This window comes from Acrocarpospora sp. B8E8 (assembly GCF_039871605.1).
Taxonomy (GTDB): domain Bacteria; phylum Actinomycetota; class Actinomycetes; order Streptosporangiales; family Streptosporangiaceae; genus Acrocarpospora; species Acrocarpospora macrocephala.
Window position 1 is genome coordinate 1 of record NZ_JBDPLV010000053.1, and the last position, 24,526, is coordinate 24,526.

General features: G+C 69.6%; 22 protein-coding genes and 1 pseudogene. 10 read left to right on the forward strand and 13 right to left on the reverse strand.

All coding sequences use genetic code 11. From position 1 onward, the window contains the following. Window positions 1-209 precede the first annotated feature (209 nt). Both ABGB08_RS37685 and ABGB08_RS37690 read left to right on the forward strand, forming a co-directional pair. The gene (locus ABGB08_RS37685) at window positions 210-1,436 is read left to right on the forward strand and encodes an acetate--CoA ligase family protein (RefSeq protein ID WP_347600786.1); all 1,227 of its coding nucleotides are present in this window, start codon (window positions 210-212) and stop codon (window positions 1,434-1,436) included. A 25-nt stretch (window positions 1,437-1,461) separates the two neighbouring features. Beyond that, window positions 1,462-2,673 (forward strand): hypothetical protein, encoded by a 1,212-nt coding sequence (locus tag ABGB08_RS37690; protein WP_347600788.1) that lies wholly within the window; start codon window positions 1,462-1,464, stop codon window positions 2,671-2,673. Here the strand turns inward: ABGB08_RS37690 and ABGB08_RS37695 are convergent. From ABGB08_RS37695 to ABGB08_RS37705, 3 genes are read right to left on the reverse strand one after another with little or no spacing between them, the layout of a single operon-like run. Next, window positions 2,642-4,000, reverse strand: coding sequence for a HAMP domain-containing sensor histidine kinase (locus ABGB08_RS37695; RefSeq protein WP_347600790.1), 1,359 nt, complete (start codon window positions 3,998-4,000; stop codon window positions 2,642-2,644). The two genes, ABGB08_RS37690 and ABGB08_RS37695, sit on opposite strands and share 32 nt — an antisense overlap. Continuing rightward, the gene (locus tag ABGB08_RS37700) at window positions 3,997-4,692 is read right to left on the reverse strand and encodes a response regulator transcription factor (RefSeq protein WP_347600792.1); all 696 of its coding nucleotides are present in this window, start codon (window positions 4,690-4,692) and stop codon (window positions 3,997-3,999) included. The genes ABGB08_RS37695 and ABGB08_RS37700 overlap by 4 nt, the downstream gene beginning before the upstream one ends. A 35-nt stretch (window positions 4,693-4,727) precedes the next feature. After that, on the reverse strand, window positions 4,728-6,248 hold the full coding sequence (locus ABGB08_RS37705) for an NAD(P)/FAD-dependent oxidoreductase (RefSeq protein WP_347600794.1): 1,521 nt from the start codon (window positions 6,246-6,248) through the stop codon (window positions 4,728-4,730). Window positions 6,249-6,487: 239 nt separating this feature from the next. Between ABGB08_RS37705 and ABGB08_RS37710 the strand changes: the two genes are divergently transcribed. The 3 genes from ABGB08_RS37710 (at window position 6,488) to ABGB08_RS37720 (ending at window position 10,181) form a co-directional block, all read left to right on the forward strand. Further along, a complete protein-coding gene (locus tag ABGB08_RS37710; protein WP_347600796.1) occupies window positions 6,488-7,393 on the forward strand; it encodes a pseudouridine-5'-phosphate glycosidase in 906 nt (301 codons plus the stop codon). A 2-nt stretch (window positions 7,394-7,395) separates the two neighbouring features. Beyond that, on the forward strand, window positions 7,396-8,322 hold the full coding sequence (locus tag ABGB08_RS37715; protein ID WP_347600797.1) for a sugar kinase: 927 nt from the start codon (window positions 7,396-7,398) through the stop codon (window positions 8,320-8,322). A gap of 74 nt (window positions 8,323-8,396) precedes the next feature. After that, window positions 8,397-10,181: a hypothetical protein gene (locus ABGB08_RS37720; protein ID WP_347600799.1), complete on the forward strand. Its 1,785-nt coding sequence runs from the start codon at window positions 8,397-8,399 to the stop codon at window positions 10,179-10,181. 287 nt (window positions 10,182-10,468) lie between these two features. Here ABGB08_RS37720 and ABGB08_RS37725 read toward each other — a convergent pair whose 3' ends face one another. After that, window positions 10,469-10,945 carry a GNAT family N-acetyltransferase gene (locus ABGB08_RS37725; RefSeq protein WP_347600801.1) on the reverse strand — a complete coding sequence of 159 codons (477 nt, stop codon included), beginning with the start codon at window positions 10,943-10,945 and terminating at the stop codon, window positions 10,469-10,471. 266 nt (window positions 10,946-11,211) lie between these two features. Between ABGB08_RS37725 and ABGB08_RS37730 the strand changes: the two are divergent. Then, window positions 11,212-11,415, forward strand: a pseudogene (locus ABGB08_RS37730) (RNA polymerase-binding protein RbpA); the annotation flags it as partial. Here ABGB08_RS37730 and ABGB08_RS37735 read toward each other — a convergent pair. Further along, window positions 11,401-11,772, reverse strand: a complete 372-nt coding sequence (locus tag ABGB08_RS37735; protein ID WP_347600803.1) for a hypothetical protein — start codon at window positions 11,770-11,772, stop codon at window positions 11,401-11,403. The pseudogene ABGB08_RS37730 and the gene ABGB08_RS37735 sit on opposite strands and share 15 nt — an antisense overlap. A 109-nt stretch (window positions 11,773-11,881) precedes the next feature. Between ABGB08_RS37735 and ABGB08_RS37740 the strand changes: the two genes are divergently transcribed. Then, window positions 11,882-12,181: a hypothetical protein gene (locus tag ABGB08_RS37740; RefSeq protein WP_347600804.1), complete on the forward strand. Its 300-nt coding sequence runs from the start codon at window positions 11,882-11,884 to the stop codon at window positions 12,179-12,181. A gap of 38 nt (window positions 12,182-12,219) precedes the next feature. Here the strand turns inward: ABGB08_RS37740 and ABGB08_RS37745 are convergent, their stop codons facing one another. Further along, complete coding sequence (locus ABGB08_RS37745) at window positions 12,220-12,651, reverse strand: Rrf2 family transcriptional regulator (RefSeq protein ID WP_347600806.1); 432 nt, start codon at window positions 12,649-12,651, stop codon at window positions 12,220-12,222. Window positions 12,652-12,860: 209 nt separating this feature from the next. On the opposite strand from ABGB08_RS37745, the gene ABGB08_RS37750 reads away from it, so the two are divergent. Further along, window positions 12,861-13,211 carry an AzlC family ABC transporter permease gene (locus ABGB08_RS37750; protein WP_347600808.1) on the forward strand — a complete coding sequence of 117 codons (351 nt, stop codon included), beginning with the start codon at window positions 12,861-12,863 and terminating at the stop codon, window positions 13,209-13,211. 308 nt (window positions 13,212-13,519) lie between these two features. On the opposite strand, the gene ABGB08_RS37755 is transcribed toward ABGB08_RS37750, so the two are convergent. Both ABGB08_RS37755 and ABGB08_RS37760 read right to left on the reverse strand, forming a co-directional pair. After that, window positions 13,520-13,945, reverse strand: coding sequence for a Rieske (2Fe-2S) protein (locus ABGB08_RS37755; protein ID WP_347600810.1), 426 nt, complete (start codon window positions 13,943-13,945; stop codon window positions 13,520-13,522). 306 nt (window positions 13,946-14,251) lie between these two features. Then, the gene (locus ABGB08_RS37760; RefSeq protein WP_347600812.1) at window positions 14,252-14,830 is read right to left on the reverse strand and encodes a hypothetical protein; all 579 of its coding nucleotides are present in this window, start codon (window positions 14,828-14,830) and stop codon (window positions 14,252-14,254) included. 60 nt (window positions 14,831-14,890) lie between these two features. On the opposite strand from ABGB08_RS37760, the gene ABGB08_RS37765 reads away from it, so the two are divergent. Further along, entirely contained in the window at window positions 14,891-15,370 is a 480-nt protein-coding gene (locus ABGB08_RS37765; protein ID WP_347600814.1) for a hypothetical protein, read from the forward strand. A gap of 103 nt (window positions 15,371-15,473) precedes the next feature. On the opposite strand, the gene ABGB08_RS37770 is transcribed toward ABGB08_RS37765, so the two are convergent. The 4 genes from ABGB08_RS37770 to ABGB08_RS37785 are packed head-to-tail and all read right to left on the reverse strand — an operon-like array spanning window position 15,474 to window position 21,647. Next, a complete protein-coding gene (locus ABGB08_RS37770) occupies window positions 15,474-16,625 on the reverse strand; it encodes an acyl-CoA dehydrogenase family protein (RefSeq protein ID WP_347600816.1) in 1,152 nt (383 codons plus the stop codon). Next, on the reverse strand, window positions 16,625-17,533 hold the full coding sequence (locus ABGB08_RS37775) for a hydroxymethylglutaryl-CoA lyase (RefSeq protein ID WP_347600818.1): 909 nt from the start codon (window positions 17,531-17,533) through the stop codon (window positions 16,625-16,627). Before ABGB08_RS37775 ends, ABGB08_RS37770 begins: the two co-directional genes overlap by 1 nt. After that, entirely contained in the window at window positions 17,533-20,073 is a 2,541-nt protein-coding gene (locus tag ABGB08_RS37780) for a biotin carboxylase N-terminal domain-containing protein (RefSeq protein ID WP_347600820.1), read from the reverse strand. Before ABGB08_RS37780 ends, ABGB08_RS37775 begins: the two co-directional genes overlap by 1 nt. A gap of 5 nt (window positions 20,074-20,078) precedes the next feature. Beyond that, on the reverse strand, window positions 20,079-21,647 hold the full coding sequence (locus tag ABGB08_RS37785; protein ID WP_347600822.1) for a carboxyl transferase domain-containing protein: 1,569 nt from the start codon (window positions 21,645-21,647) through the stop codon (window positions 20,079-20,081). A 37-nt stretch (window positions 21,648-21,684) separates the two neighbouring features. Here ABGB08_RS37785 and ABGB08_RS37790 point away from each other — a divergent pair, with 37 nt between their 5' ends. Further along, window positions 21,685-22,251, forward strand: coding sequence for a TetR/AcrR family transcriptional regulator (locus tag ABGB08_RS37790; protein WP_347600824.1), 567 nt, complete (start codon window positions 21,685-21,687; stop codon window positions 22,249-22,251). Window positions 22,252-22,253: 2 nt separating this feature from the next. Here the strand turns inward: ABGB08_RS37790 and ABGB08_RS37795 are convergent, their stop codons facing one another. After that, window positions 22,254-24,461 (reverse strand): thiamine pyrophosphate-dependent enzyme, encoded by a 2,208-nt coding sequence (locus ABGB08_RS37795; RefSeq protein WP_347600825.1) that lies wholly within the window; start codon window positions 24,459-24,461, stop codon window positions 22,254-22,256. Between the last annotated feature and the right edge of the window lie 65 nt (window positions 24,462-24,526).

Genomic DNA, 24,526 nt, shown 5'->3' on the forward strand with positions numbered 1-24,526 from the left:
GGCGGAGCCCGGACAGGACAAAGGGGTGGGTGGGTGGGAGAAACACCGCAACCAATGTCGGGGTTCTTGTGGTGACGTGTTCTGGTGGGGATGCCGCGACGGCTGCCGACGAAGCGGAGCGTCTGGGGGTTTGGTTGCCGCAGTTGGGGGCGGCGACTGTGGCGGCACTCGGGGAAGTGTTGCCATCCACGGCGACGGCGGGGAATCCGTTGGACTACACGGCGGTGATTTTCGGGGAGACCGAACGGACGGCCGATCTCATCACGGTCGGCGCACGGGATGATGCCATCGGCCCCGTTCTGGTCTACTACGACCGTCCTGCCAGGATGACCGAGGACGCGGCGGAGAGCTGGGACGGTGCGCTGGATGGCGTGATCCTGGCCGCCTCCCGATTGGATCAGCCGGTTATCGTCGCCTCGACGCTGCCCGAACTGATGCCCGAAGAGACCGCCGAACGACTGGCCGAGCATGGCATCGTCGCCGTGGCCGGGCTCAGTGAAGGCATCCTGTGCGCGGGCGCGCTCACCGTGCCACCCCCGGACGCGGCGCGGCTCCGCTCCATCGCGGCCACCATGAGCACCGTCAGGCCGAAACCCACAGCGACGGTAAGCAGCGGTCCAACCTCGGCTGCCGGAAATAGTGGCGGCGTTCTCGAAAGGCCGGCTCGGACGCATAAGGGTTCAGGCGAATCTTCGGGCCATTCAGGGCGGGCGGGCGATTCAAGCGAAACTTCCGACCACTCGGGATGGACGGGCGATTCAAGCGAAGCCTCCGACCACTCGGGATGGACGGGCGATTCAAGCGAAGCCTCCAGCCATTCAGGATGGGTGGCTGAGCATGAGGCGAAGGAGATGCTTGTCGGGCGGGGGTTGGCTGTTCCTCGTGGGCGGGTGGTGCGGGATGTGGATGACGCCATGAGGGTTGCCGGTGAGTTGGGCGGGCCGGTGGCGCTGAAGGTCAGTTCGCCATTTATCCAGCACAAGTCGGATATTTCGGCGCTTGTGTTGGGGGTGGAGGGGGACGCGGTCCGGGAGGCGTACGGGAGGGTTGACGGGCTGGGCGGGGTCGTACTCGTCGAGGAGATGGTGCCGCCGGGTGTTGAGGTTTTGATCGCGGTGCGGCGGGATGGGGTCGTGCCCGTGCTGGTGGTGGCTCTCGGCGGGGTATGGGTGGAGATCTTTGATGATGTGGTGCTGATACCGCTTCCCGCCGACGCGGATCGGGTGGAGCAAGCGGTGCGCCGGTTACGGGCGGCTCCCCTGCTGGTCGGCGGCAGGGGACGTCCCGCGGGCGACATCCGGGCCCTGGCCGAGGTCGCGGCGACGGTCGGCGCGATGGCGCTGGAGGAAGGATTGGACCTCGTCGAACTCAACCCCGTCTTCGTCCACCCCGACGGCGTGATCGTGGTCGACGCCGTCATCCGCCGCGGAACCTAACCCGCCGCACCGGTGTAAGCAGGACATGAGACGACGCGATTTCCTGGGCATCTGCGGCGGAGTCGCCCTGATCGGAGCCTGCGGAGCCCCCGAAGCCCCGCGCACGACCACCACACCCGGCCACCTGCTCTACGCGGACACGAAATCCGGCCTGTCCGTGATCAACACCGGCACCGGCCTGTCCCTCGCGGCGGCCACCCTCGCCGACACGAGATGGAACCACCTCTACACCCTCTCCGGCCGCCGGCTGCTCACCCTGGACAGCGCGACCGGCCGCGAACTGGCCAGAACAACGCCACCCGAGGCCAAAGTCGTCAGAACCGTCTCGAACTCGGGCCGCCGCGTCGTCCTCGCCGACCCGCCCCCGCCAAACCCCTACGGCGCACCCGGCCGGACCCAGACCCGCCTGGTCATCGCCGACCCCACCGGCGAATGGCCCGCGAAGACGTACACGCTGAAAGGCAACTACGAACCCGACGCCTTCTCCAACGACGACGGCTTCCTGTTCGTCGTCGACTACCTCCCGGCGGACGCGCCCGAGGGTTACCGCGTCCGCATGCTCAACCTGAGCGACGGCTCCGTCAGCCCGGTCCTCACCCGGACGAAACAGGTCGTCCCCGCAGGCGCGGAGGAGATCATGCGCGGCGACGGCCGCCTGGGCGTCCCGTCCCCGCTCGGCGACCGCCTCTACACGCTCTACACCCACCAGCCCGACCACCTGCACACCCGCGACCTGGTCGCGGGCCGCTCCACCGGCGTACACGCCTTCGTGCACGTACTCAGCCTGACCGAGCACTGGGCCTACTGCCTGGACCTCCCGGAGCCCTTCGGCCACGGCCCGGCGGAGGGCCACGCCATCACGGTCTCCGACTCAGCCGTGTACGTCTTCGACACGGCGAGCGGCCGGGCCGTCCGCGCCGAAACCCCCGACCTGATGAACATCACCGAACAAACCATCCCCAAGTCCACCGGCCCGGCTTTCGCCGTGGCGGCCTCCGACGCCGTCCACCTGGCCGCCGGCGAAGAACTCTTCACCGTCGACCGCGACACCCTGTCCGTACGCCGTGCGGGCCCCACCCCCGGCACCCCGCGCGGCCTCGCCCTGGGCCCGGCGGGCACCCTCTGGATGGGCATACCCGACGCAGCCGTCCACCTCGACGCCAAAACCGGCCGTGAACTGGCCCGCGTCACCATCCCCGGCCTGATCACCCTCCGCCACGCACAACCGGCTGTCTAGCCAGGCGAATCGTGGCCCGAGTGCCACCACCCGGCGGCGAGGTCAACACCACCTCGCCGCCCGCGTCCTTAACCGCCTGCGCCACGATCGCGAGCCCAAGCCCCGACCCCGGCAGGCTCCGCGCGGACGGCGACCGCCAGAACCGATCGAACACATGCGGAAGCTCATCAGCCGGAATCCCAGGCCCCTCATCGACCACGGTCAACTCCCCGTCGCGCAACCGGACGGTCACCGTCCCTCCAGGCGGGCTGAACTTCACCGCGTTGTCGAGCACGTTCACCGCCGCCCGCGCGAGCCCCCGCGCGTCCCCGTGCACCCGCCACGGCCGCAGATCCACCTCGAACCGCAGCCCAGGCCCACGCCGCCGCGCCCGCTCCACCGCCGCCGCGACCACCTCATGGAACTCCACATCCGTGGAAAGCTCCCCCGTCTCAGCATTCCTGGACAACTCAAGCAGATCGCCGATCAGGCTGGACATCTCCTCGAACTGCTCCTTCACGCTCACCAGCAGCAGCCGCTTGGCCTCGGGATCGAGCGGCCGCCCGGTGTTCTCGCTCCGCAGCAGCAGGTCGATGTTGGTGCGCAAGCTGGTCAGCGGCGTCCGCAACTCGTGCCCCGCGTCCGCGATGAGCTGCCGCTGCCGGTCCCGCGAACTGGACAGCGCGGTGGTCATGGTGTTGAACGACGTGCTCAGGCGGGCGATCTCGTCGGTACCCTCGACCGGGATCCGCACGGCCAGGTCATCAGTGCGCGCGATGTGCTCGACCGCGCTGGTCAACCGCCCGACGGGACGCAGGGCAGTACGGGCCAGCCAAAGTCCGGCCAGGGCGGCCCCGAGCACCCCGACGGCGGAGACGACGGTGAGCACCGCGCCGAGGACCCGCAGACCCGCGTCCATGTCCTCAACCGACCGGAACGTACTGACCGCGACACCGGGATGCGAGCGGCACTGCGAGGTGTAGACGAGCACGGGCATGCCGTCGTCGGTGACGGCGCTACGGGTGATCGGCTCCCCGCCCGACACCAGGGCCCGCTCCGCGGCGGTGGGCGCGACCTGGCCGTACCCGCCCGAGCAGACCCGGCCGTCGGCACGGATGACCTGCCAGCCACGCCCGGACGGGTCCCATTTGGGCGCCCCGCCCAGACTGTGACCACACGCCTCCAGCGCCCATTGCACCTGGTCGGCGGGAACCGGCCGTTCGATCGACTCGATGATCTGGCGGCGCAGTAAATCGTGCACGACCAGCCAGCTGGCTCCGGCGCAGACGGCGATGGCGACCGCGACGGCGACCGCGATGAGCAGGGTCAGCCGCCCGCGCAGGCTCACGGGGTGGCCCGGAGCACGTACCCCACCCCGCGCACGGTGTGGATCAACCGCGGCAGCTCGCCCGCCTCGGTCTTACGGCGCAGGTACATCACGTACACGTCGAGGGAGTTGGAGGACGGCTCGAAATCGAAACCCCACACCTGGATGAGGATCTGCTCCCGGGTGAGAACCTGACGAGGATGGGCGAGGAAGAGCTCGAGCAGCAGGTATTCGGTCCTGGTCAGGTCGAGGCGGCGGCCGTCCCGGGTGACCTCGCGACTGGTGGTGTCCATCCGCAGCCCGTCGAAAGCCAACACTGACCCGCTGGGGGCCGACAGCGCGCTGCGGCGCAGCAAGGCCCGGACCCGGGCGAAAAGCTCGTCCAGCTCGAACGGTTTGACCAGGTAGTCGTCCGCACCCGCGTCCAGCCCTGAGACCCGGTCCCCGACCGCGTCCCTGGCCGTGAGCATCAACACGGGCACGTGGTTCCCGCCATGGCGGAGCCTGCGGCAGGCGGTCAGCCCGTCCATACGCGGCATCATGACGTCCAGCAGCACCGCGTCGTACGGCTCCCGGGCCAGCTCCCCCAGCGCGGTCTGCCCATCGGCCACGGTGACGACCTGGTAACCCTCGAACTCCAGGCTGCTCCGCAACGCCTGCCGCAGCGCGGGCTCGTCATCCACGACCAGCAGCCGTGCGGTGTCCTCACTCACGCTCCCCACGGTAGCGAGAGAGGATGAGAACAGCGTTAACCCAGAACCGCCATTGCCGCGTTATGTCCGGGAATGCCGGAAACGCCGCCGCCGCGTCTGGCTCCGGCGCCGCAGAGCAGCAGGCGCTCGTGGGCGGTCTCGACGCCCCACTTGCCGTCCTCGGCGGACTCGGCGAACGGCCAGGTCAGATCGCGATGGAAGATGTGGCCTCCCGGGAGCCCCGCCTCGCGTTCCAGGTCGACCGGGGTCTTGGCCTCCAGGCAGAGCTCCCCGGCGGGGGTTCTGAGCAGGCAGGACTCGATCGGCTCGGCGAGCACGCTGTCGATGGAGGCGATCGTGCGGCGCACCGCCTCCTCCTTGGCGCCGTCCCGGTCGAACAGCCGGGCGGGCATGTGCAGGCCGAACAGCGTCATGGTCTGCGCGCCGGACGCGCGCAGGTCCGTACCCAGGATGGACGGGTCGGTGAGCGAGTGGCAGTACACCTCGGCGGGCGGCAGATCGGGCACGCGACCGGCGGCGGCCTGGGCGTAGGCGGCGGCGAGCTGATCGCGGCTCTCGTTGATGTGGAAGGTTCCGCTGAACGCCTCGCGCGGGTCGACCGAGCCGTCCTTCAGCCAGGGCAGGCGGGACAGCACCATGTTGACCTTCAGCTGCGCGCCCTCCGGACGTTCGGGCGTCTCGCCGAGCAGCCGGGACAGGACGGCGGGCGGCAGGTTCGCCAGCACATGCCCCCCGGTGACGGTGTGCTCCCCCGCCAAGTCGCGGAATGTGACCTCGCCGGTGCCGGGATCGATGGACACGACCTCGGCCTCCGTGCAGATCTCCGCGCCACTGGCCCGGGCGATCGCGGCCAACCCGCCGGAGACCGCGCCCATGCCGCCGACGGGGACGTTCCAGTCGCCCGTGCCGTCGCCGACCACGTGATAGAAGAAGCACTTGTTGGCCAGCAGATCCACGTCCGGATCGGCGAACGTCCCGATCAGCGCGTCGGTCAGCACCACGCCGCGCACGGTGTCGTCGCCGAACCGCTCATCCACGACCGCCCCGATCGGCCGCTCGAACAGGTCCCGCCACGCCTCCTCGTCGGCCACGACCGCGCGCAGGCCCGCCCGATCCCGCAACGGCTCCAGCAACGTGGGCGCGACCCGCGCCGCCACACCGGCGGTCATCGCGTAGAACCGCTTCCAGGCGTCCAGATCCTTGGTGCCGCCGGTGACGGCCGCGAACGAGGATTCCGTACGGCCGGCGTCGCCGTTGTCCACCAGCAGCCCCGTCTCCCCCACCGGCGTGTACGACGCGAACCGCCGCGTCCTCAGCTCGAGCGCGAGCCCGAGATCCTGCACCACCTTGGTCGGCAGCAGGCTCACCAGATACGAATACCGGGAGACCCGCGCGTCCACGCCGGGAAACGCCTGCGCCGAGACGGCAAGACCGCCCAGGTGCCCGAACCGTTCCAGCACCAGCACCCGCCGCCCGGCTTTGGCCAGGTAGGCGGCCGCGACCAGCCCGTTGTGCCCGCCGCCCGCGACGACGACGTCATACCGCGAAGCCTTCATGTGTCCTCCTCGTGAGCCACCGGGAAGTACGAAAACCCGGATCGCTCAGAGGCCGGTCTGCCAGTGGGGGACGGGGCGGAGGGCGCTCACGGCGAGGGACACCATGGCCCGACATTACCCCGGGCGTTAAATTGTGGCCAGAGGTGGTTTGCGCTGGTCGGATAGGCGAAACTGACCGATTACTCAGCGCGTTGGACGACCACTGCCCAGCGTGGATCCCCGAAATGGACTGGAGAGTCATGATCAAGCGTTCCGACGAGGTGGCGACCGCGCTGAGCGAGGGCAGGCCGGTGGTCGCGCTGGAGTCGACGATCATCTCGCACGGCCTGCCGCAGCCGCGCAACCTGAAGGTGGCGGCCGAGCTGGAGGAGATCGTGCGGGCGGCCGGCGCCGTCCCCGCGACGATCGCGGTGCTGGACGGGGTGGCGAGGGCCGGTCTGGACAAGGGCGAGCTGGAGCGGATCGCCACCGAGCCCGGCCTGCGCAAGCTGGGCTTCCGTGACCTGGCCCCGGCGGCGGCCCTGGGCGTGAGCGGCGCGACCACCGTGTCGGCGACTTCGTTCCTGGCCGCGCGGGCCGGGATCCGGGTGTTCGCCACCGGCGGCCTGGGCGGGGTGCACCGCGGCTGGACCAGCGTGCAGGACGAGTCGGCCGACCTGGACACGCTCAGCCGGACCCGGATCACCGTGGTGTGCGCGGGCGTGAAGTCCATCCTGGACGTCCCGGCCACCCTGCAGCGCCTGGAGACCCGCCAGGTGGCGGTGGTCGGCTACCGCACGGACGAGTTCCCCGGCTTCTACTTGACCACTTCCGGCGAACCGGTCGACTGGCGGATCGAAACCCCCGCGGAAGCCGCCGGGATCATGCGCGCCCAGGACGGCCTGGGCGGCCCCGAAACCGCCCTGATCGTCGCGAACCCGGTCCCCGAGGCGGAGCAGCTCGACCCCGCGCTGCACGACCGCGTGCTCGCCGAGGCGCTGCGCGCCGCCGACGCCGAGGGCGTCACCGGCCAGGCCATCACCCCGTTCCTGCTCGAATACCTCGTGCGGGCCACTTCGGGCGCGTCCCTGGAGGCGAATCTGGCGGCCGTACGCGGAAATGTCGCCCTCGCCACGGAGATCGCTCAGTCCTGGGCCCAGGGCTGAGCGTGGGCCTGCTGGTGATCGGCGACATCGTCACCGACGTCGTCGCGCTGCATCACGTACCCCTCCGCAGCGGCACCGACACCGAGGCCGACATCGTGCTCCGGCCCGGAGGATCCGGCGCCAACACGGCCGCCTGGGCCGCGTACCTGGGCGCGGACGCCCGCCTGCTGGCCCGCGCGGGCTACGACACCGCCGAGTGGCATATCGCCGAACTCGCCCGCGCCGGGGTGCGCCCGCACATCGTGATCGACCCCGGCCACCCGACCGCGGTCGTCATCGCGATGGTCGACGCGACCGGGGAACGTTCCTTCCTGACCAACCGGGGGGCCAGCCGCCTGCTGGGCCCAGCCGACTGGTCGGATGACCTGCTCGACGGCGTACGGCACCTGCACCTGTCCGCCTACACCCTGTTCGCGACACCCGGCCTGGAACTGGTCAGACTCGCGATCCAGGCGGCAACCGGACGGGGAGTGACGATCAGCGTGGATCCCGCCTCTACCGGATTCCTCAGAGATTTCGGTGTGGCCCGATTCCTCCGTGAGACCGCTGAGGCGAGTATCGTCATCCCCAACCGGGACGAGGCACTCCTGCTGACCGGCGAGACCGAACCAGAGGCCGCTGCGGCACGACTCAGCGACCGGTACGGCGCGGCCGCCGTCAAGCTGGGAGCCTCCGGCGCGATCCTCGCGGAACAGGGCGGGATCGTGTCACGCGCCACGTTCCGGGCGCCCGGGGACGCCGTCTTTTCGACGGTCGACACGACGGGTGCGGGTGACGCGTTCGCGGCGGGATTCCTCGCCGCGAGGCTGGCCGGACTTCCGGCCCCGGAGAGTGTGGAAGCCGGTTGCCGCGCAGGTGCGGAGGCGGTCGGCGCAGTTGGCGGGCGGCCTCCCGGCCGTTCCGTGCCGAGGGAAGCTTTACCCTATTGACACCAATTGATAGCTTGCGGCGTAAGCTGCACCATTAGCAACAAGCGTCACTCTCGGGAGGGTGCGGTCAACCGATGGACGCCGAGTCAACGATCTGCCTGAGCGATCTGGTTCCGGCCCTGCGCTGGTCCCGGCCCCAGCAGGTCGCCGAGGTGCTGGCCGATCCCCGGCTGCCCGGCGGCTGGTGGGGTTCGGTGGCGCTGGGCCGTGCCCTGGGGACGACCGGCCTCGACTGGCTCTGCGACCGGCTGGCCCGCCTCGCGATGAGCCGCTGGGACCATGTCACGCTGACCGATCTGCTGCCCGCGCTGCAGGTCCACTCGGTGGACCCGGCGCTGCCCGGCTGGCCGGAACCGGCGAAATCGGTGATCACGGGGCTGGGTGGCTGGCATCGGCTGCGGCGGCTCACGCCCGGCGATCTGCAGGGGCCCTCGACCCCGGCGACGCCGGAAGCCGTACTTACCATCGTGTTCCGAGAGATTTTCAGTCATATCCGGATTGACGCGCCGCTGGCCGAGCAGGCGCCCGCCCAGGCCCCGATTCCCGCCGTGGTGTCGCGGCAGGCGCTCACCCAGGCTCCCAACGGGTATCCGACCGGCGAGTTCGCCGCCCCCGCGCAGGTTCCGGCTGCGCGCAACGGGCGCGCCGAGACCGGTCCGATGCCGGCCGTGGCCCCCAGACCCGCCACGCCTACCGCCGCCACACCTCCGGCCGCCGCCGCATCTCCCGCGCCGCCGCCCTCGGTCCAGCCCCCGGTTCCGCCTTCGCTTCAGCCGGACGCTCCTTTGGCCGCGCCGGTGTCGGCCGCCGAACATCCGATGGTCTCGCTCGTGGACAGCCTGTTCCGGGAGTGGAACCCGCTGGAGCGGTCGGTGGCCGCCGAGCGGCTGTTCGCGGCCGAGCCGGTCAGCCTGCGTACGCTCGCCCACCAGCTGAACGTGGACCGGGACGTGCTGTCCCAGGCGCAGCGGGCCGCCGAGGAGCGGGTGCTGCTGTGGCTGCGCTCGCCCGACTCGGCCGCGCTGACCGGCCACCTGTTCGGCCTCACCGAGTGGCTGGGCACCGCCGCCACCCAGGACCAGCTGATCGGCGCCGACCCGTCGCATCCGATCGAGGTGCCCTCGCTCCGCACCCAGCTGTGGCGGGTGCTGGTCACGCTCATGCCGGACCGGCGCCTCCAGGACGGCTGGCTGGTCGTCGGCGACCTGGGCGGGCTGCGGGAGCGGACCAGGCAGGTGCTGGCGAGCAAGACCGGCGACTCCGATGTCATCGAACTACTCGGCCAGCTCGGCATCCGGGCGCACTCGGCCAAGGCCTGGATGGAGTCCATGCCACAACCTCCACAGCAGCAGCGCCCCGGCTCCCCGGCCGCTCCCGCCGGGCCGCCGGACCCGCAGTCGCCGTTGCCGCGCCGTACGCCGGGTGCGAACGGCCATCAGCAGCGCGGCGGCATGCCGATACCGTCCATGGCCAACAGCGGGCCCGACCCCGCGACGGCGCTGGCGGCGCTCAACGCGCTGACCGGCCAGCCGCGCCCGCACCTGGTGCCCAGCCCGCGGACCACCGCCAGCCCGTCCTCCGACCCGCGCCGCTGGCAACGCATCGACGTGACCAGCGGCCACCTCCGGGGCGAGCCGGTGGCCGTGCCGGAGGGGTACGCGGCCCAGCTCGGCATGCGCCCCGGCACCCTGCTGTCGGTGACCGGACCCGGCGACAACGCGGTCGTCCTGGTCTGGCGGGACCGCCAGCCGGTCTTCGACTCGCTCCAGCCGGTCCTGATGCGGCTGAACGCCCGCCCAGGCGACTCCGTCTACGTGACCGTGGACGGATACCGCCTGGACGCCCAACTAACGTCCTGATAATTCCTGACACGCCCCCAAGCGTTCACTCACGCTTCTGGACGTATCCCTATCGCGGGTGACCTTGCCTCCACCCTGCTACACGTGACCCTGCCGGACGTGACTTTGGCGGAGATGCCTGCCGGGCGTCACCCTGGCGGACGTGGCCCTGCCGGACGTCACTTCGTCGGAGTCGGACATGACTTGTCGAACGTCCCCTTGGCGGACGTGACCGTGACGCCCGGCAGGTCACTTCGTCGGACGTGATCTGCTGGGCGTCACCTTGTCGGACGTCCCCCTGCCGGACGTCAGCCTGCTGGCGGAGTTACCGATGGCGGCGTGACCGGTGGCCGGGTCAGCATTTTGCGGTAGTACGTGGCGGAGACGTCATATCCGAGGGCCCGGTAGAACTCGGCCGCCCGTCGCGTGGCCAGGGCGACATATCCGGCGTCCCTCGTCCGTGCCCACGCCTCGAACTCCTCCAGCAGCAACCGCCCGAGGCCATGCCGCCGGAACCCACCCTCGATCATGGCCTCCTCCACCCACGCCACCCGCCCGTTGGCGAACAACGTCAGATGGGTGAACCCCAGCAGATACCCCCGAACCACCCCGTCAACAGTGGCCACCATCAGGAACGCGTCCTCGTTCTCCATCAACTGCGGCAGGGCCGCGTCGAACGGAGCCCGCTCCGGCCGGAACGACAAGGCGAACTCCCGCGCAAGCGCGAATATCTGGTCGGCATCGGTCTTCTCGGCCCTGCGCAGCTGGAGATCATCGCCCGTCATGAGAGGACTCTAGAATTCGCACGCCAAATACGTCCATCATCACCATGACCGCAACAACCGGTTAGGACCGAAATTCAAGCCCGACGACGGTGAACCCAGGCCCGGAGGACCGGATTGCGGGGAATCATCCGGCGAGGCAGGAGGACGGGACGTCAACCCGGTCGGCCCTTCGCCGATGAGGTTGGCGACCTCCAGGACACTCGTGTCGGCCGCGAACAACTTCTCCGCAGGGCTGCCGGTCCAGTAGCCGATGCGGGCCTCGCGAACAGCTCACTGCGGCGAAAGCTGCGCACTGGGACATGCTGCTGGAGCGGCGCTCGATCGAGGACCTCGAAGAGGTGCTGAACGAGCGTCTGGTGATTCTCCGGGCGCAGCTTTCGCCGCGGCGCCCCCGGACCGGCAGCGGATGCAGGCGTCGACGAGGTCTGCACGGCGGACGGGCACTCTCAGGGGCGTTAACGGAGGGATGAGCGTGCGGTGGGAGCCAGTCGCAATCGCTGCGGTGGGCTGGCGAGCGTCGCCGACAGGCCCGGGAGCACGTCGGTTTGCCACTGGCGGGAGCGGTCGAGGCGACGCAGGTGGTCGTCGAGGTGGGCCTGATCGGCGAAGCGGGCGAACCAGACGAAGACGTTCTCGCCGGTGCGTACCGGTAGGGCGGGGAAGGTGTTGGGCGCGTGCTCGCTCTGCAGCGAGGCCACAGGTGTGGCGCCTGTGTCGGCCAGGGCCGGCCGTACCCGCTGATGGAAGAAGTCGGCGAACGCCGTATCGAACGGCCGGTCGCGCCTGATAGACCGTCGCCAGGACGCGCGAGGACGGCGCTGGGGCACCGGCCGGGGGCCTGGCGATGGTGGGGGCGGGGAATCCGGAGTGCCCCGGCACCGGCCGCAGGAGCAGCACGTCGTCAGAGTCGATCATCGTGGCGTTGGCCTGTGCGCTGTGCGCCCGCCAGACCGGTCCGGTGTAGAAGCGACCCAGCGCCTGTGCCCGGCCCGGCATGTCGTTGAATCCGCGCAGCCAGACGAAGCGGTCGGGGTCGTCCAGGTCCCGGAACTGCCCCAGGATCGTCATACCGACGGCCTCCTGGGTTTCGACGAACTCGCGGTCGAACAGGTCGATAAGCACGTCGCGCTGACCGGGGTGCAGCGTGTACTGCCGCAGTTCAACGATCGGGCATCGCACCGAGTGGCCGGTCACCAGGATCCCTCCATCTGCTGGAACATTCTTTGTTACAACTAAGGGCACATCGACGGGGGCGGGCCATCTTCCATAAGGGATCAACGCACGCGCAGGGTCTCGCGCAACACGTCGGCTATCGAGGTGGCGGCCAGCCCCTGCCGCACGGCCCGCTCAACCCGGTCGTAGATCTCTCCCAGCGCGGGCCGGATGCCCCGTCCGACCGGGCACTCCAGGTTGGGCTCGGTGCGGTGCATGCCGAAGGGCGGCTCCTGCTCCACGGCGTCGTACACCTCCAGCAGCGTGATGCTCTCGGGCGCCCGGGCCAGGCTCCACCCTGCGCCCGCGCCATGACGCACGTTCACCAGGCCCGCACGCCGCAGGTCGCCGAGACTACGCCGGATGATCACCGGGTTGGTGTTCACACTGGCCGCGACCTGTTCGGAGGTCAAAATCTCCTGTCCACGCCGCTGCGCCAGCGCCAGCCACGCCAGCGCATGCGCAGCGATCGTCAACCGGCTGTTCGCGGCCATCACCCCTCCTTGTCGTAACATTTTCTGTTACATCGGAGGAGCGGTCAAGCCACTCGCCGCCCCAATCCAGCGAACAGGGTGAGCCTGCCATCGCTGAACAGCGCCACCTCACCCCAGGGCACCTGAGCACCATCCCGGCGGGTTGTGGATGGCTTAGTCGCTCGGAGGCCATCAGGCGCTGGGCGTCTGCGCGTCGAACTCGGCGAGCAGTGCATCCCCGCCCTGCTGGCCCGCCTCCCGACGCCGCTGACCAGCACAGCCTCAAAGTCGCCGCCGGTCAGGCATCGGTTACACGGCGACAGCAGATCGCCGCAGGGGGGCGCGATTCCTTCTCCGCAGGGCTCGGGATCTTCCCGCTGGGGATCACGCTTGGCCTGGTGGTCATCCAGGCCGATCTTCCGTGGTGGCTCGCACCCGCCCTGTCCCTGTCCGCGTTCGCCGGCTCCCTGGAGCTGCTGCTGGTGGGCATGATGGCCACCGTCACGCCGCTGGCCGCGGTCGCGCTGACCGTCCTGGTGGTCAACTTCCGGCACGTCGGCCGGTGGGCATCCTCGCCGTAACCGCCCTGCGCGGCACCATCACCGCCGAACCGCACACAACGCTGTACGCGCTACTCGCGGTCGCCGTAACCGCAGGCACCCACCTCGCCTTCGGCCGCCGCTCGATCCTGAGCGTCGGAATCGGCACCGCCGTCTACGTCGTCCTCGTCAACGCCTTCCAACCCCAACCCGCCGCTTATCACGCCACCCGGGGCCCTGCCGGGCACGCGGAGGTGTACGGCAGAGTCCCGGGCCTTGGCGGGGATCCCCGTGTACGCCAAAGTGATGGCGCTCCCGTCCACCTTGGCGGCACTCGGGGATATCCGTGCTTACGCCAAAGTGATGTTGGTCCCGTCTACCTTGATCGGGACCTCGGGGAGTGGGCGGGTCGCCGGGCCTGAGGTGACCGAGCCGTCGGCGATGGAGAAGTGCGAGCCGTGGCACGGGCAGACGATCTGGTTGTCGGCCACGCTGGTCACCTTGCAGCCCTGGTGGGTGCAGGTCGGGCTGAAGCCCTTGAAAGTGCCCGCCTCCGGTTGCACGACGACGACCTCGCCCAGAACGACGCCGCCACCGACCGGTACCTCGGCCGTGGTCGTCAGGGCTCCGCCCCCGGCGGCGGGCGCGGAGGACCCGGCGGGTTCCGCGGGTGCCGCGGTGGTGTCGCCGCCGCCGGAACAGGCCGCCACGGCGACCCCGGCTCCGGCGAGTGCGGCCACACTGATCGCGTGCCGGCGCGTGACGTTCTTATCCACGAAATGCCCTTTCATCCGGTTAACTGGCCCCCAGCCCAGCCAACCACCCGTACCAGGGTATGCTCGCGGTCTTGATCGTATTCTCATCCTTTATTAATGCTGGCCCGGAGCCAGACCGAGCTCGCGGGCGCTCAGCGGTCGAAGGGCCGGTCGGCGGCTTCCTGGGCATTCGGTGAGCGTCCCCGATCTCCGTTGCCGGATCCGCGCCAAAGCCTGGAGAACCTGCGGCCGCTCCCTCTTGGAACTGAGATTGAGACGTACCTGACTGCCCCAGCGCCCTCGCCAGGCGCGCGTCGGATCGCACTATTACCGCGCTCCGCATTTCGCGCCCCATGGCCAATCGAGATCCACATTGTTCGCGCAGTTCCCACCAAACGTCGAGAACGAGATGGTGCGCCAATACCTCTGCGCTGATGGATTTTCCGTCACATCCGGACTCCAGTAATCAAAGCTGATCTGCAGATCCGCGACGAACCCACCCAAGTCCTTGGCGAAACAGGTGGTCGTGGGCCAACTCTCGCTCCTTCCCGGCCTGGGCACGAGCTTGAGCAAGCCGTCCTTGGTCAGACGCCACCCCTCCGCCACCGCCTTCTCCTTGTAGAACGCGATCACGTCACGAGGAGAACCGAAGAACTCGTAGGGCAGCTCGACCTCGCCGATGAGGTCGTTATCCGAACAAGCGAGCTGCTCCGATTGGCTCGACTGCGGAACGACCCCGACAGGAGCCTGGTTGAGAATGGGCTCCTGGCGCACCCGCTGCAACATGGGCTCAGTCGGGTCGCCGATGCACGTCAGAGCGGTGACACTGGCCGGGATCCCGCACCCCGATCCTGCTGCCAGCAGAGTCGCCACCAGTGCCAGCGACCGAATCCCGAGCGTTCTCATGCGAGCCCGCACCTTCGCTGACCACCCGGCCAGATTGCTGCCGCCGGGTCAGGACGGAGGTTGCTGGTCTCGATCATGGGCACAGCCAAGCACAGTGATGTGGCGTCCTTAGGGAAAGAGTGCCGAGATTTCGTGCAGCCGGGCCTCTCGGACCCTGAACAAAGGGAGGATCGCTCTACTGATCACAGCACCAACTGCGGTGTGAAAGGGCGATCAAGCGTGAGGACCAGCGTTTACTTCAGCAAATCGTTTCTGGCGCTGTTCACCGCTGCCGCTACCTACGTCCATGGTTTCTGGGCCGGTGGCTTCCTTGAGCTGCGAGCCACCAGCGCGTATTGCGCTGATAAGCCTCTGGCGTTCCCGGCGACCAGTTGGTCCTGGCTTCCCCTGAGGCATCAGTGCCGTTGGCACGATGGTGGCGCCACCGATCTTGTGCCTTGGTACGTGAACCCGGTCGTGTTCATCTGTCTTGTCGCCGCGGCCGTCTGCATGGTGCTGGCCATCCAGACCGCTCACCGCAACCGGACCGACGACACATGAAGAAGCGCCGATCTGCCTTCGCGGATCCAAGCGTGTGCTGAGCTGCGAATATCCGCATAGGTTCAGCGGCGTCCGCCGCCGTTGCCACCGAGTTCGTTCCAGGTCAAAGGCCGGAGAGGCCGAGTTCGCGGGCGATCAGCATGCGTTGGACCTCGCTGGTGCCCTCGCCGATTTCGAGGATCTTGGCGTCGCGGTAGAAGCGAGCGACTGGGTACTCGTTCATGAAGCCGTAGCCGCCGAAGATCTGGGTGGCGTCACGGGCGTTGTCCATGGCCGCGTTGGAGGCGGCGAGCTTGGCGATGGCGGCCTCCTTCTTGAAGGGGAGGCCGGAGCGCATGCGGTCGGCGGCGTGGTAGTAGGCCAGGCGGGCGGTGTGGGTGCGGACCTCCATGTCGGCGATTTTGAACTGGATGGCCTGGTAGCCGCCGATCGCGCGACCGAAGGCGTGCCGCTCGCGGGCGTACCGGAGGGATTCGTCGACGCAACCCTGGGCGAGGCCGACGGAGAGGGCGGCGATGGCGATTCTGCCCTCGTCGAGGGTCTGCAGGAACTGGGCGTAGCCGCGGCCGCGTTCGCCGAGCAGGTTGGCGGCGGGGACGCGGCAGTCGGTGAAGGCGAGTTCGCGAGTGTCGCTGGCCGACCAGCCGACCTTGGAATACTTCTCGGAGAAGGTGAAGCCGGGGGTGCCGGACGGGACGATGATCGTGGAGATCTCGGGGCGGCCGTCCGCGCGGCGGCCGGTAATGGCGGCCACGGCGACGAAGCCGGTGATGGCGGTGCCGGCGTTGGTGATGAACGCCTTCGAGCCGTTGATCACCCATTCGGCGCCGTCCAGGGTGGCGGTGGTGCGCATGCCGCCGGGCACGTCGGAGCCGCCTCCGGGTTCGGTGAGGCCGAACGCGCCGAGCTTCTCCCCGGCGGCGAGCGCGGGTAGCCATTGGGCTCGCTGCTCGTCGGTGCCGAATCTCAGGAGCGGCATCGCACCAAGGGAGACTCCGGCCTCCAGGGTGATCGCCACCGAGGAGTCCACTCGGGCGAGTTCCTCCAGGGCCAGGCAGAGGGCGAAGTAGTCGCCGCCCATGCCGCCGTGTTCCTCCGGGATCGGCAGGCCGAACAGGCCCATCGCGCCCATCTTGCGGATGATCTCGTACGGGAACTCCCCCCGCTCGTACAAGTCGCCGATCACCGGGGCGACCACCTCGCGAGCGAAGGACTCGACGGATTTGCGCAGGTCATCGTATTCGTCGGTGAGCATCACGGCTCCTTGGAGAGGGCTCGGACGACGGAGGAGGGGCTGGGGCGGCCGAGCCGCTTCGCCAGCCAGCTGGAGGTGTCGACCAGGGAGCCGAGGTCGACGCCGGTTTCGATGCCTAGGCCGTGCAGCATCCAGACCAGGTCTTCGGTGGCGAGGTTGCCGGTGGCACTCTCCGCGTACGGGCAGCCGCCGATGCCGCCCGCCGCGGCGTCGACGACGGTGACGCCGCAGCGCAGGGCTTCGAGGGTGTTGGCGAGAGCCTGGCCGTAGGTGTCGTGGAAGTGCACGGCGAGAGGGCCGGGGCCGCATGGGAAGGACTCGATGAGGGCGCGGGCGTGGCCGGGGGTGCCGACGCCGATGGTGTCGCCGAGGGAGAGTTCGAAGCAGCCCAGGTCGAGCAGGCGCATGCCGACCTCGACGACCCGGGCGATGGGAACTGGGCCCTCCCAGGGGTCGCCGAAGCACATCGAGACGTAGGCGCGGACGCGGACTCCGCTTTCCAGCGCGCGGGACACGACCGGGGCGAACATTTCGAACTGGGAGTCGACGGTGCGGTTGAGGTTGCGCTGGGCGAAGGTCTCGGTGGCGCTGCCGAAGATCGCGATCTCGGTGACGCCGTGTTCGAGGGCACGGTCGAGGCCGCGTTCGTTGGGGACGAGCACGGGGTAGCGGATGCCGGGGCGGCGCTCGAGGCGGGTCAGCAGGTCGGAGGCGTCCGCGAGTTGGGGGACCCAGGTGGGATGCACGAAACTGGTCGTCTCGATGGTGGTGAGCCCGGCGTCCACGAGGCGTTCGACGAATTCGGCTTTGACGTCGACCGGGAGGATGGCCGCCTCGTTCTGGAGGCCGTCCCTTGGGCCGACTTCGTAGATGGTCACGTGGTCGGGTAGTCCGTCGATGCGGTGCATCAGGCCTCCTCGGGGGTGATGGCGGCCAGAGTCGCGTCCATGGTGACCTGCTGGCCCGCGCGGACGGGAAGTTCGGCGATGACGCCCGCGATGGGCGCGGTTACGGTGTGTTCCATCTTCATCGCCTCCACGATCAGTAGGGGCTGCCCGGCTTGGACCTGATCTCCGACGGCGGCTTTCACCACGAGCACGGTTCCCGGCATCGGGCTGCGAACTGTGCCATCTCCGGTACGGCTTGCGCCGGCGCGGTCACCCGGATCACCCGGATGGTGCAAGGTCACCGCCCAGGTCCCGCCTGAGGCGATCCACAATGTGTCGTTGTCTCGGGGGGATTTTTCCCACCCGCCCACCATTTGTTTTCCCTCGGGGCTCCGCCCCGCCCCCCATTGCTTGCCCTCGGGGCTCCGCCCCGCACCCGCGATGATGTATCGCCTGGTCATCCCGTCGACGGTCGCGGTTCCTTCGGGTCCGAGTCCGGCGGTTACCACCGTGTCGCCGATCGCAACCTCGGCGTGGTCGCGAGTGCCTCGGACCCGGACGTCGAGGATCTCGCCACCGGCTTCGAGGCGATACCTCGTCCAGGCCCGCTCCCCCAGCCGCCAGCCGTCCGCGATATCCCACGGATCACCGCTCTCATCCCCTTCGGGATGGAAGTTCAACGCGGCCACCGCCATCACGAATACCGAAATATGCGAAATTTCGGCGCTTGTGAGCAGCTCGTCGAGGTGCCGCTCCACCAAACCCGTGTCCAGACGTCCCGCGACCACTTCGGGATGCGCCAGCAGAGCCCGCAGGAACGCGATATTGGTGGGCACCCCCAGGATGACCGTCTCGCCAAGCGCGTCCCCCAAAGCCCGAAGCGCACCCTCACGCTCCGGCGCCCAGGCGATCACCTTCGACAACATCGGGTCGTAATCGCTCCCGACGACGACCCCTTCAGCCAACCCGGAATCCACCCGAACGCAGGTAGGGGTCCGCGACGCAGGTCCAAGCGAGGAAAGGAAGCCCTGCCCGGATTCCTGCGGCGCCCGCCCACCCGAGGCAAGAAGTTCTTGACCCGCTTCTCGCGGTTGCCTGCCCGACGCAAGGACGCCTTGTCCGGGTTCCTGCTGTTGCCCGCCCGACGCAAGAACGTCTTGTCCGGCTTCCCGCTGTTGCCCGCCCGACGCAAGAACGCCTTGTCCGGGTTCCCGCTGTTGCCCGCCCGACGCAAGGACATCTTGTCCGGCTTCCCGCTGTTGCCCGCCCGACGCAAGGACATCTTGTCCGGCTTCCCGCTGTTGCCCGCCCGACGCAAGGACATCTTGTCCGGCTTCCCGCTGTTGTCCGCCCGACGCAAGAACGCCTTGTCCGGGTTCCCGCTGTTGCCCGCCCGACGCAAGGACATCTTGTCCGGCTTCCCGCTGTTGCCCGCCCGACGCAAAGGCATCCTGCCCGCGTTCCCGCAGCGCTCCACCCGGGGGAACGAATCCCGCAGGCTCGCGCAGTGCCAGAACAGTCCCGCCTGTTGGCAGGAATCCTCGCCGGGGATCCTCCGCGTACACCCGCCCCTCGACCGCGTGTCCGACAAGCCCGACATCATCCTGCTCGAACCCCAGCGGCTCCCCCGCCGCCACCCGCAGCTGGCGCTCCACCAGGTCGAGCGGCTCCCCGGCGACCCGGCACACGAGCTCGGTGACCGGATGTTCCACCTGCAGTCGCGTGTTCATCTCCATGAAGAAGAACTCGCCGGGCCCTTCACCGCCGGGGACGATGAACTCCACCGTTCCTGCCCCGGCATACCCGACCGACCGGGCCGCCTCCACGGCCGCCGAGCCCATGCGCTCGCGGGTGGCCGCGTCCACGAACGGCGACGGAGCCTCTTCGATGATCTTCTGGTGTCGCCGTTGCAGGCTGCATTCCCGCTCGCCCAGGTGCACCACGTTCCCGAACCCATCCGCGAGCACCTGGATCTCAATATGCCGGGGATTGGCGACAAATCGCTCGATCAGCAGCGTGCCATCGCCGAATGCCGCCAGCGCCGTCCGCCGGGCCGACTCGATCGCCTCCGGCAGTTCGGCGGCCGACCGGACGACCAGCATGCCCTTCCCGCCGCCCCCGGCCGAGGGCTTGATCAGCGCCGGGAACTCCGCCCACCCGGACAGGTCGCCGGTCGCTCCGGGCACCACCGGCACCCCGGCCTTGGCCACCGTCTCCTTTGCCCGGATCTTGTCGCCCATCGCCTCGATGGCCTCCGGCGGCGGCCCGACGAAGACCACCCCCATTTCCGCACAAGCCCTGGCGAAGCCGGCGTTCTCCGCCAGGAACCCGTAGCCGGGATGGATCGCCTGCGCCCCGGACCGGCGGGCCGCGTCCAGGATGCCGTCGATGTCGAGGTAGCCGCGCGGGAGCCGTACCGCGATGTCGGCGGCGCGGACGTGCGGGGCGCCGGAGTCGGCGTCGCTGTGAACGGCGGCGGAGCGCACGCCGAGGGCACGCAGCGTCCGGATCACCCGGACTGCGATCTCGCCGCGGTTCGCGACCAGGACCGTGTCGAACATGAGGATCACATCCTGAAGACGCCGTAGGCGACGGGTTCGAGGGGGGCGTTCGCGGCGGCCCCGAGCGCCAGGCCGAGCACGGTCCTGGTGTCCACCGGATCGATCACGCCGTCGTCCCAGAGGCGGGCTGTGGAGTAGTAGGGATTGCCCTGCTCCTCATACTGCGCCCGGATCTCGGAGGGATCGGCGTTGCCGACCGTGGAGAGCACGTTGGCGGCCTGCTCGCCGCCCATGACGGAGATGCGGGCGTTCGGCCACATCCACAGGAATCTCGGCTGGTACGCCCGTCCGGCCATCGCGTAGTTCCCGGCCCCGAAGGAGCCACCGATGATCACCGTGAACTTGGGCACCCGCGCGCACGCGACCGCGGTGACCATCTTCGCGCCGTGTTTGGCGATCCCGCCCGCCTCATACGCCTTGCCGACCATGAACCCGCTGATGTTCTGCAGGAACAGCAGCGGTGTGCCGCGCTGGTCGCACAGCTCGATGAAGTGCGCGCCCTTCAGCGCCGACTCGCTGAACAGGATGCCGTTGTTGGCGATGATCCCCACCGGGTGGCCGTGGATTCTGGCGAAACCGGTCACCAGCGTCGGACCGTACTCCGATTTGAATTCGAGGAAGCGGCTGCCGTCGGCGATTCTGGCGATGACCTCGCGCACGTCGTAGGGGGTGCGGGTGTCGCCGGGGATGATGCCGTAGAGGTCGTGCGGCGAGTGCCGGGGGGATTCGGTGGGTTCGACCGTCCACGGGCGTTGTGCCGGAGGGCCGAGCGTGGCGACGATGTCGCGGACGATGCGCAGGGCGTGGGCGTCGTCCTCGGCCAGGTGGTCGGTGACGCCGCTGACGCGGGCGTGCACGTCGCCGCCGCCCAGCTCCTCGGCGGTGACCGTCTCGCCGGTGGCCGCCTTGACCAGGGGCGGGCCGCCGAGGAAGATCGTGCCCTGGTTCCGGACGATCACGGCTTCGTCGCTCATGGCGGGCACGTAGGCGCCGCCCGCCGTGCAGGAGCCGAGAACGGCGGCGATCTGCGGGATGCCGCGCGCCGACATGGTCGCCTGGTTGTAGAAGATCCGCCCGAAATGCTCGCGGTCGGGGAAGACCTCGTCCTGGCGGGGCAGGAACGCGCCGCCGGAATCGACCAGGTAGACGCAGGGCAGGCGGTTGTGCAGGGCGACTTCCTGGGCCCGAAGGTGCTTCTTGACGGTGATCGGGTAGTAGGTCCCGCCCTTCACCGTGGCGTCGTTGGCGACCACGACGACCTCGCGGCCCGCGACCCGGCCCACTCCGGTGATGATCCCCGCCGCGGGAGCCTCGTCACCGTACAGACCCGTGGCGGCGAGTGCGGACAGTTCCAGGAAGCGGGACCCGGGGTCGAGCAGGCCGTCCACCCTGTCCCGGGGCAGCAGCTTGCCGCGCTCGACATGCCGGGCGCGGGACCGCTCGGGCCCGCCGCGCGCCGCGATCTCCAGGCGTTCCCGCAGCTCGGCGGCGAGCCGCTCGTTGGCTTCCGCATTCCGCTTGTACGCCTCCGCGTTCTGATCACAGGTGCTCGCCAGCACCGGCCAGGTATTCACGCGCCACCTCCCTGTTAATTGAGACTAACATTGCCTCATGGCAGTCCCTACCCGCAATCGGCGCGTCGAGATCCTTGAGGCGGCGGCCGCCCTGTTCGCGGAGCGCGGCTTCCACGGCGTGTTGATCGAAGACATCGGCACAGCCGTCGGCGTCACAGGACCGGCCCTCTACCGCCACTTCCGTGGCAAGGAGGCGCTGCTCAGCGAGATCCTGCTCGACATCAGCGCCCGCCTGCACGACCAGGGCGCCGCCACCGCCGCGCTCCCCCCGCAGGACGCGCTGAACGCCCTGCTCACCGGCCACATCGAGTTCGCGCTCAGCCATCCCGCCCTGATCCGCGTGCACGAGCGCGAGCTGCACAACGTGCCGGAGACCGCCCGCCGCCAGATCCGCCGCCTGCAGCGCCTCTACGTGGAGGAGTGGGTGAGCGTGCTGCGCGACCTACACCCGGCGGTGGCGCCGGTCCGGCTGCGCTCGGCCACCCACGCCGTGTTCGGGCTGATCAACTCGACCCCGCACAGCGCGGGCGAGCTGCCCGCCGACGAGATGGCCGAGCTATTGCACCGGATGGCCCGGGCCGCCCTCGCGGTTAGCAGCGACTAACCTCAGGACAACATCTTCCTGGCCGCCTGCTCGATCTCGTGCTCGGTCAGCAGCACGTGGTCGGCGGCGGCGCCCAGCGGGATGAAGCTGTCCTGCGAGGTCACCCGCGCGATCGGCCCGGAGAACCCGTTGTCCACCAGGGCCGCGACGATCCCCTCCGAGACGCCGCCGGTCCTGCGGGTCTCGTCCGCGATCAGCACCTTGCCGGTCAGTTCGGCGGCCCTGAGCAGGTCGTCGATCGGCAGCGGGTTGAGCCAGCGCAGGTCGAGCACCCGGCAGCTCTTCTCGTCCTTGGTCAGCTTGACCGCCGCGCGCAGGCTCATCCGCACGCCGTTGCCGAAGGTGACGATGGTGAGGTCACGCCCGTCGCCGTACGAGCGGGCCCGGCCGATCGGCACGTGCGTCTCCGCCCAGCGCGCGGGCGGCGCGTACTTCGCCAGCCACCCGTTGTCGCCCTCCTCGAACAGGTCCTTGGTGTGGTAGAGCGCGATCGGCTCGATGAAGACGCAGACGCTGCCGTCGGTTCTGGCCGCGGCCAGGCAGGTGCGCAGCATGGCGGCGGCGTCGTCGGGCCGGGCCGGGGATGCGACGACGAGGCCCGGAATGTCGCGCAGCGCGGCCACCGAGTTCTCGTTGTGGAAATGCCCGCCGAACCCCTTCTGGTACGCGTAGCCGGGCACCCGTACGACCAGCGGATTGCGGTAGGCGCCCTGGGAGAAGAACCGCAGCGAGGACGCCTCGCCCCTGATCTGGTCGAGCGCGTTGTGCAGGTACGCCAGGTACTGGATCTCCGGCACCGGCAGCAGCCCGGAAACCCCGGAACCGAGCGCCAGGCCGAGGATGGCCTGCTCGTCCAGGAGGGTGTCGAAGACCCGGGACACGCCGAACTGGCGGAGCAGGCCGCGGGTCACGCCGTAGACGCCGCCCTTGCGGGCCACGTCCTCACCGAACAGCAGCACGCCTGGATCCAGGGCCATCGCGTCGGCCAGGGTGCGGTTGATGGCCTGCGCGAGGGTGAGGCGGTCCTCGTCCTCGGGCAGCGTCCGGAAGGCCTGCTCCCGCGCCGGGGCGACCCGGGCCACGTCGGCCGCGACGGCGGCGGGGTGGCGTGGCGCGAGCGGTTCCATCACCTGGTGGGCGGATTCCAGCCGGGGGCGCCGGGTGCATTCCAGGGCGAGTTTGAGCACGTGGTCGCGTTCTGCCTCGTACCGGGCGAGTAGCCCTTCGGGGGTTTCCAGCCCGGCTTCGACCAGCAGCCGGGCGGTGCTGACCAGCGGGTCGAGCGCCAGGTCGGCGGTGATCTCCCGGCGGGTCCGGTAGGCCATCTCCACGTCGGATCCGGCGTGGCCCATCAGCCGTACGGTCCTGATCCGCAGGAAGGCGGGCGACCGGCCGGCCCGGACGTGGTCGGCGGCGCGGCGGGCGGTGTCGTACACGTCGGGCAGGTCGCAGCCGTCCGCCTCGAAGTACGGCAGCAGCGGGTGGTGCCCGGCCTCGACCCAGCCCGGCGGAGTGCGCACGCTGATGCCCAGGCCGTTGTCCTCGCAGACGAACAGCAGCGGCAGCTTCAGGCCGCGGAACTCGCCGTACGCCGCGGTGTTGAAACCGGTCAGCGCGCTGGCGTGGTTGACGGTGGCGTCGCCGAAGCTGCACACCGCGATGGCGTCGCCCGGCCAGCGGCCCGCCACGCCGAGCAGTTTGGCCCGCTCGATCGCGAAGGCGACGCCGACCGCGCGCGGCAGGTGGCTGGCGATGGTCGAGGTCTGCGGGATGATCGCCAGGTCGGGATGGCCGAAGACCTTGTGCCGCCCGCCCGCGATCGGCTCCTCCGCCGCCGCCGCGAGCCCGAGCAGCACATCCCGCAGGCCCTCCTCGGCGAGCCGCCCGATCTGCGCCGAACGCTCCAGATAGAAGGCGCCGGAACGGTAGTGCAGCAGGGCCGGATCGGTGGGTTCGAGGGCCGCCGCCACGGCCGCGTTGCCCTCGTGCCCGGACGAGCCGATCGTGTAGTGGCCCTCGCCCTGGGCACGCAGCCACCGGGCCGCGATGTCAAGGAGCCGGCTGCCGAGCTGGATCCCGAAGAGTTCCCTGCATCGGGTCCCCGTCAGGGTGGTCCCGTGCCGCACCGGCAGGCTCGGATCCCTCGGGGTGCCCGGCTGGAGAGCACCGACGGCCTCGGCGAAATGCGTCTCAACAGTGTCCCGCGCCACAAGCCCGATTATGTCGCCACGACGAGGGCTCCGCGACAAGCCTTGCTCACTCTGTTCATGTCTTG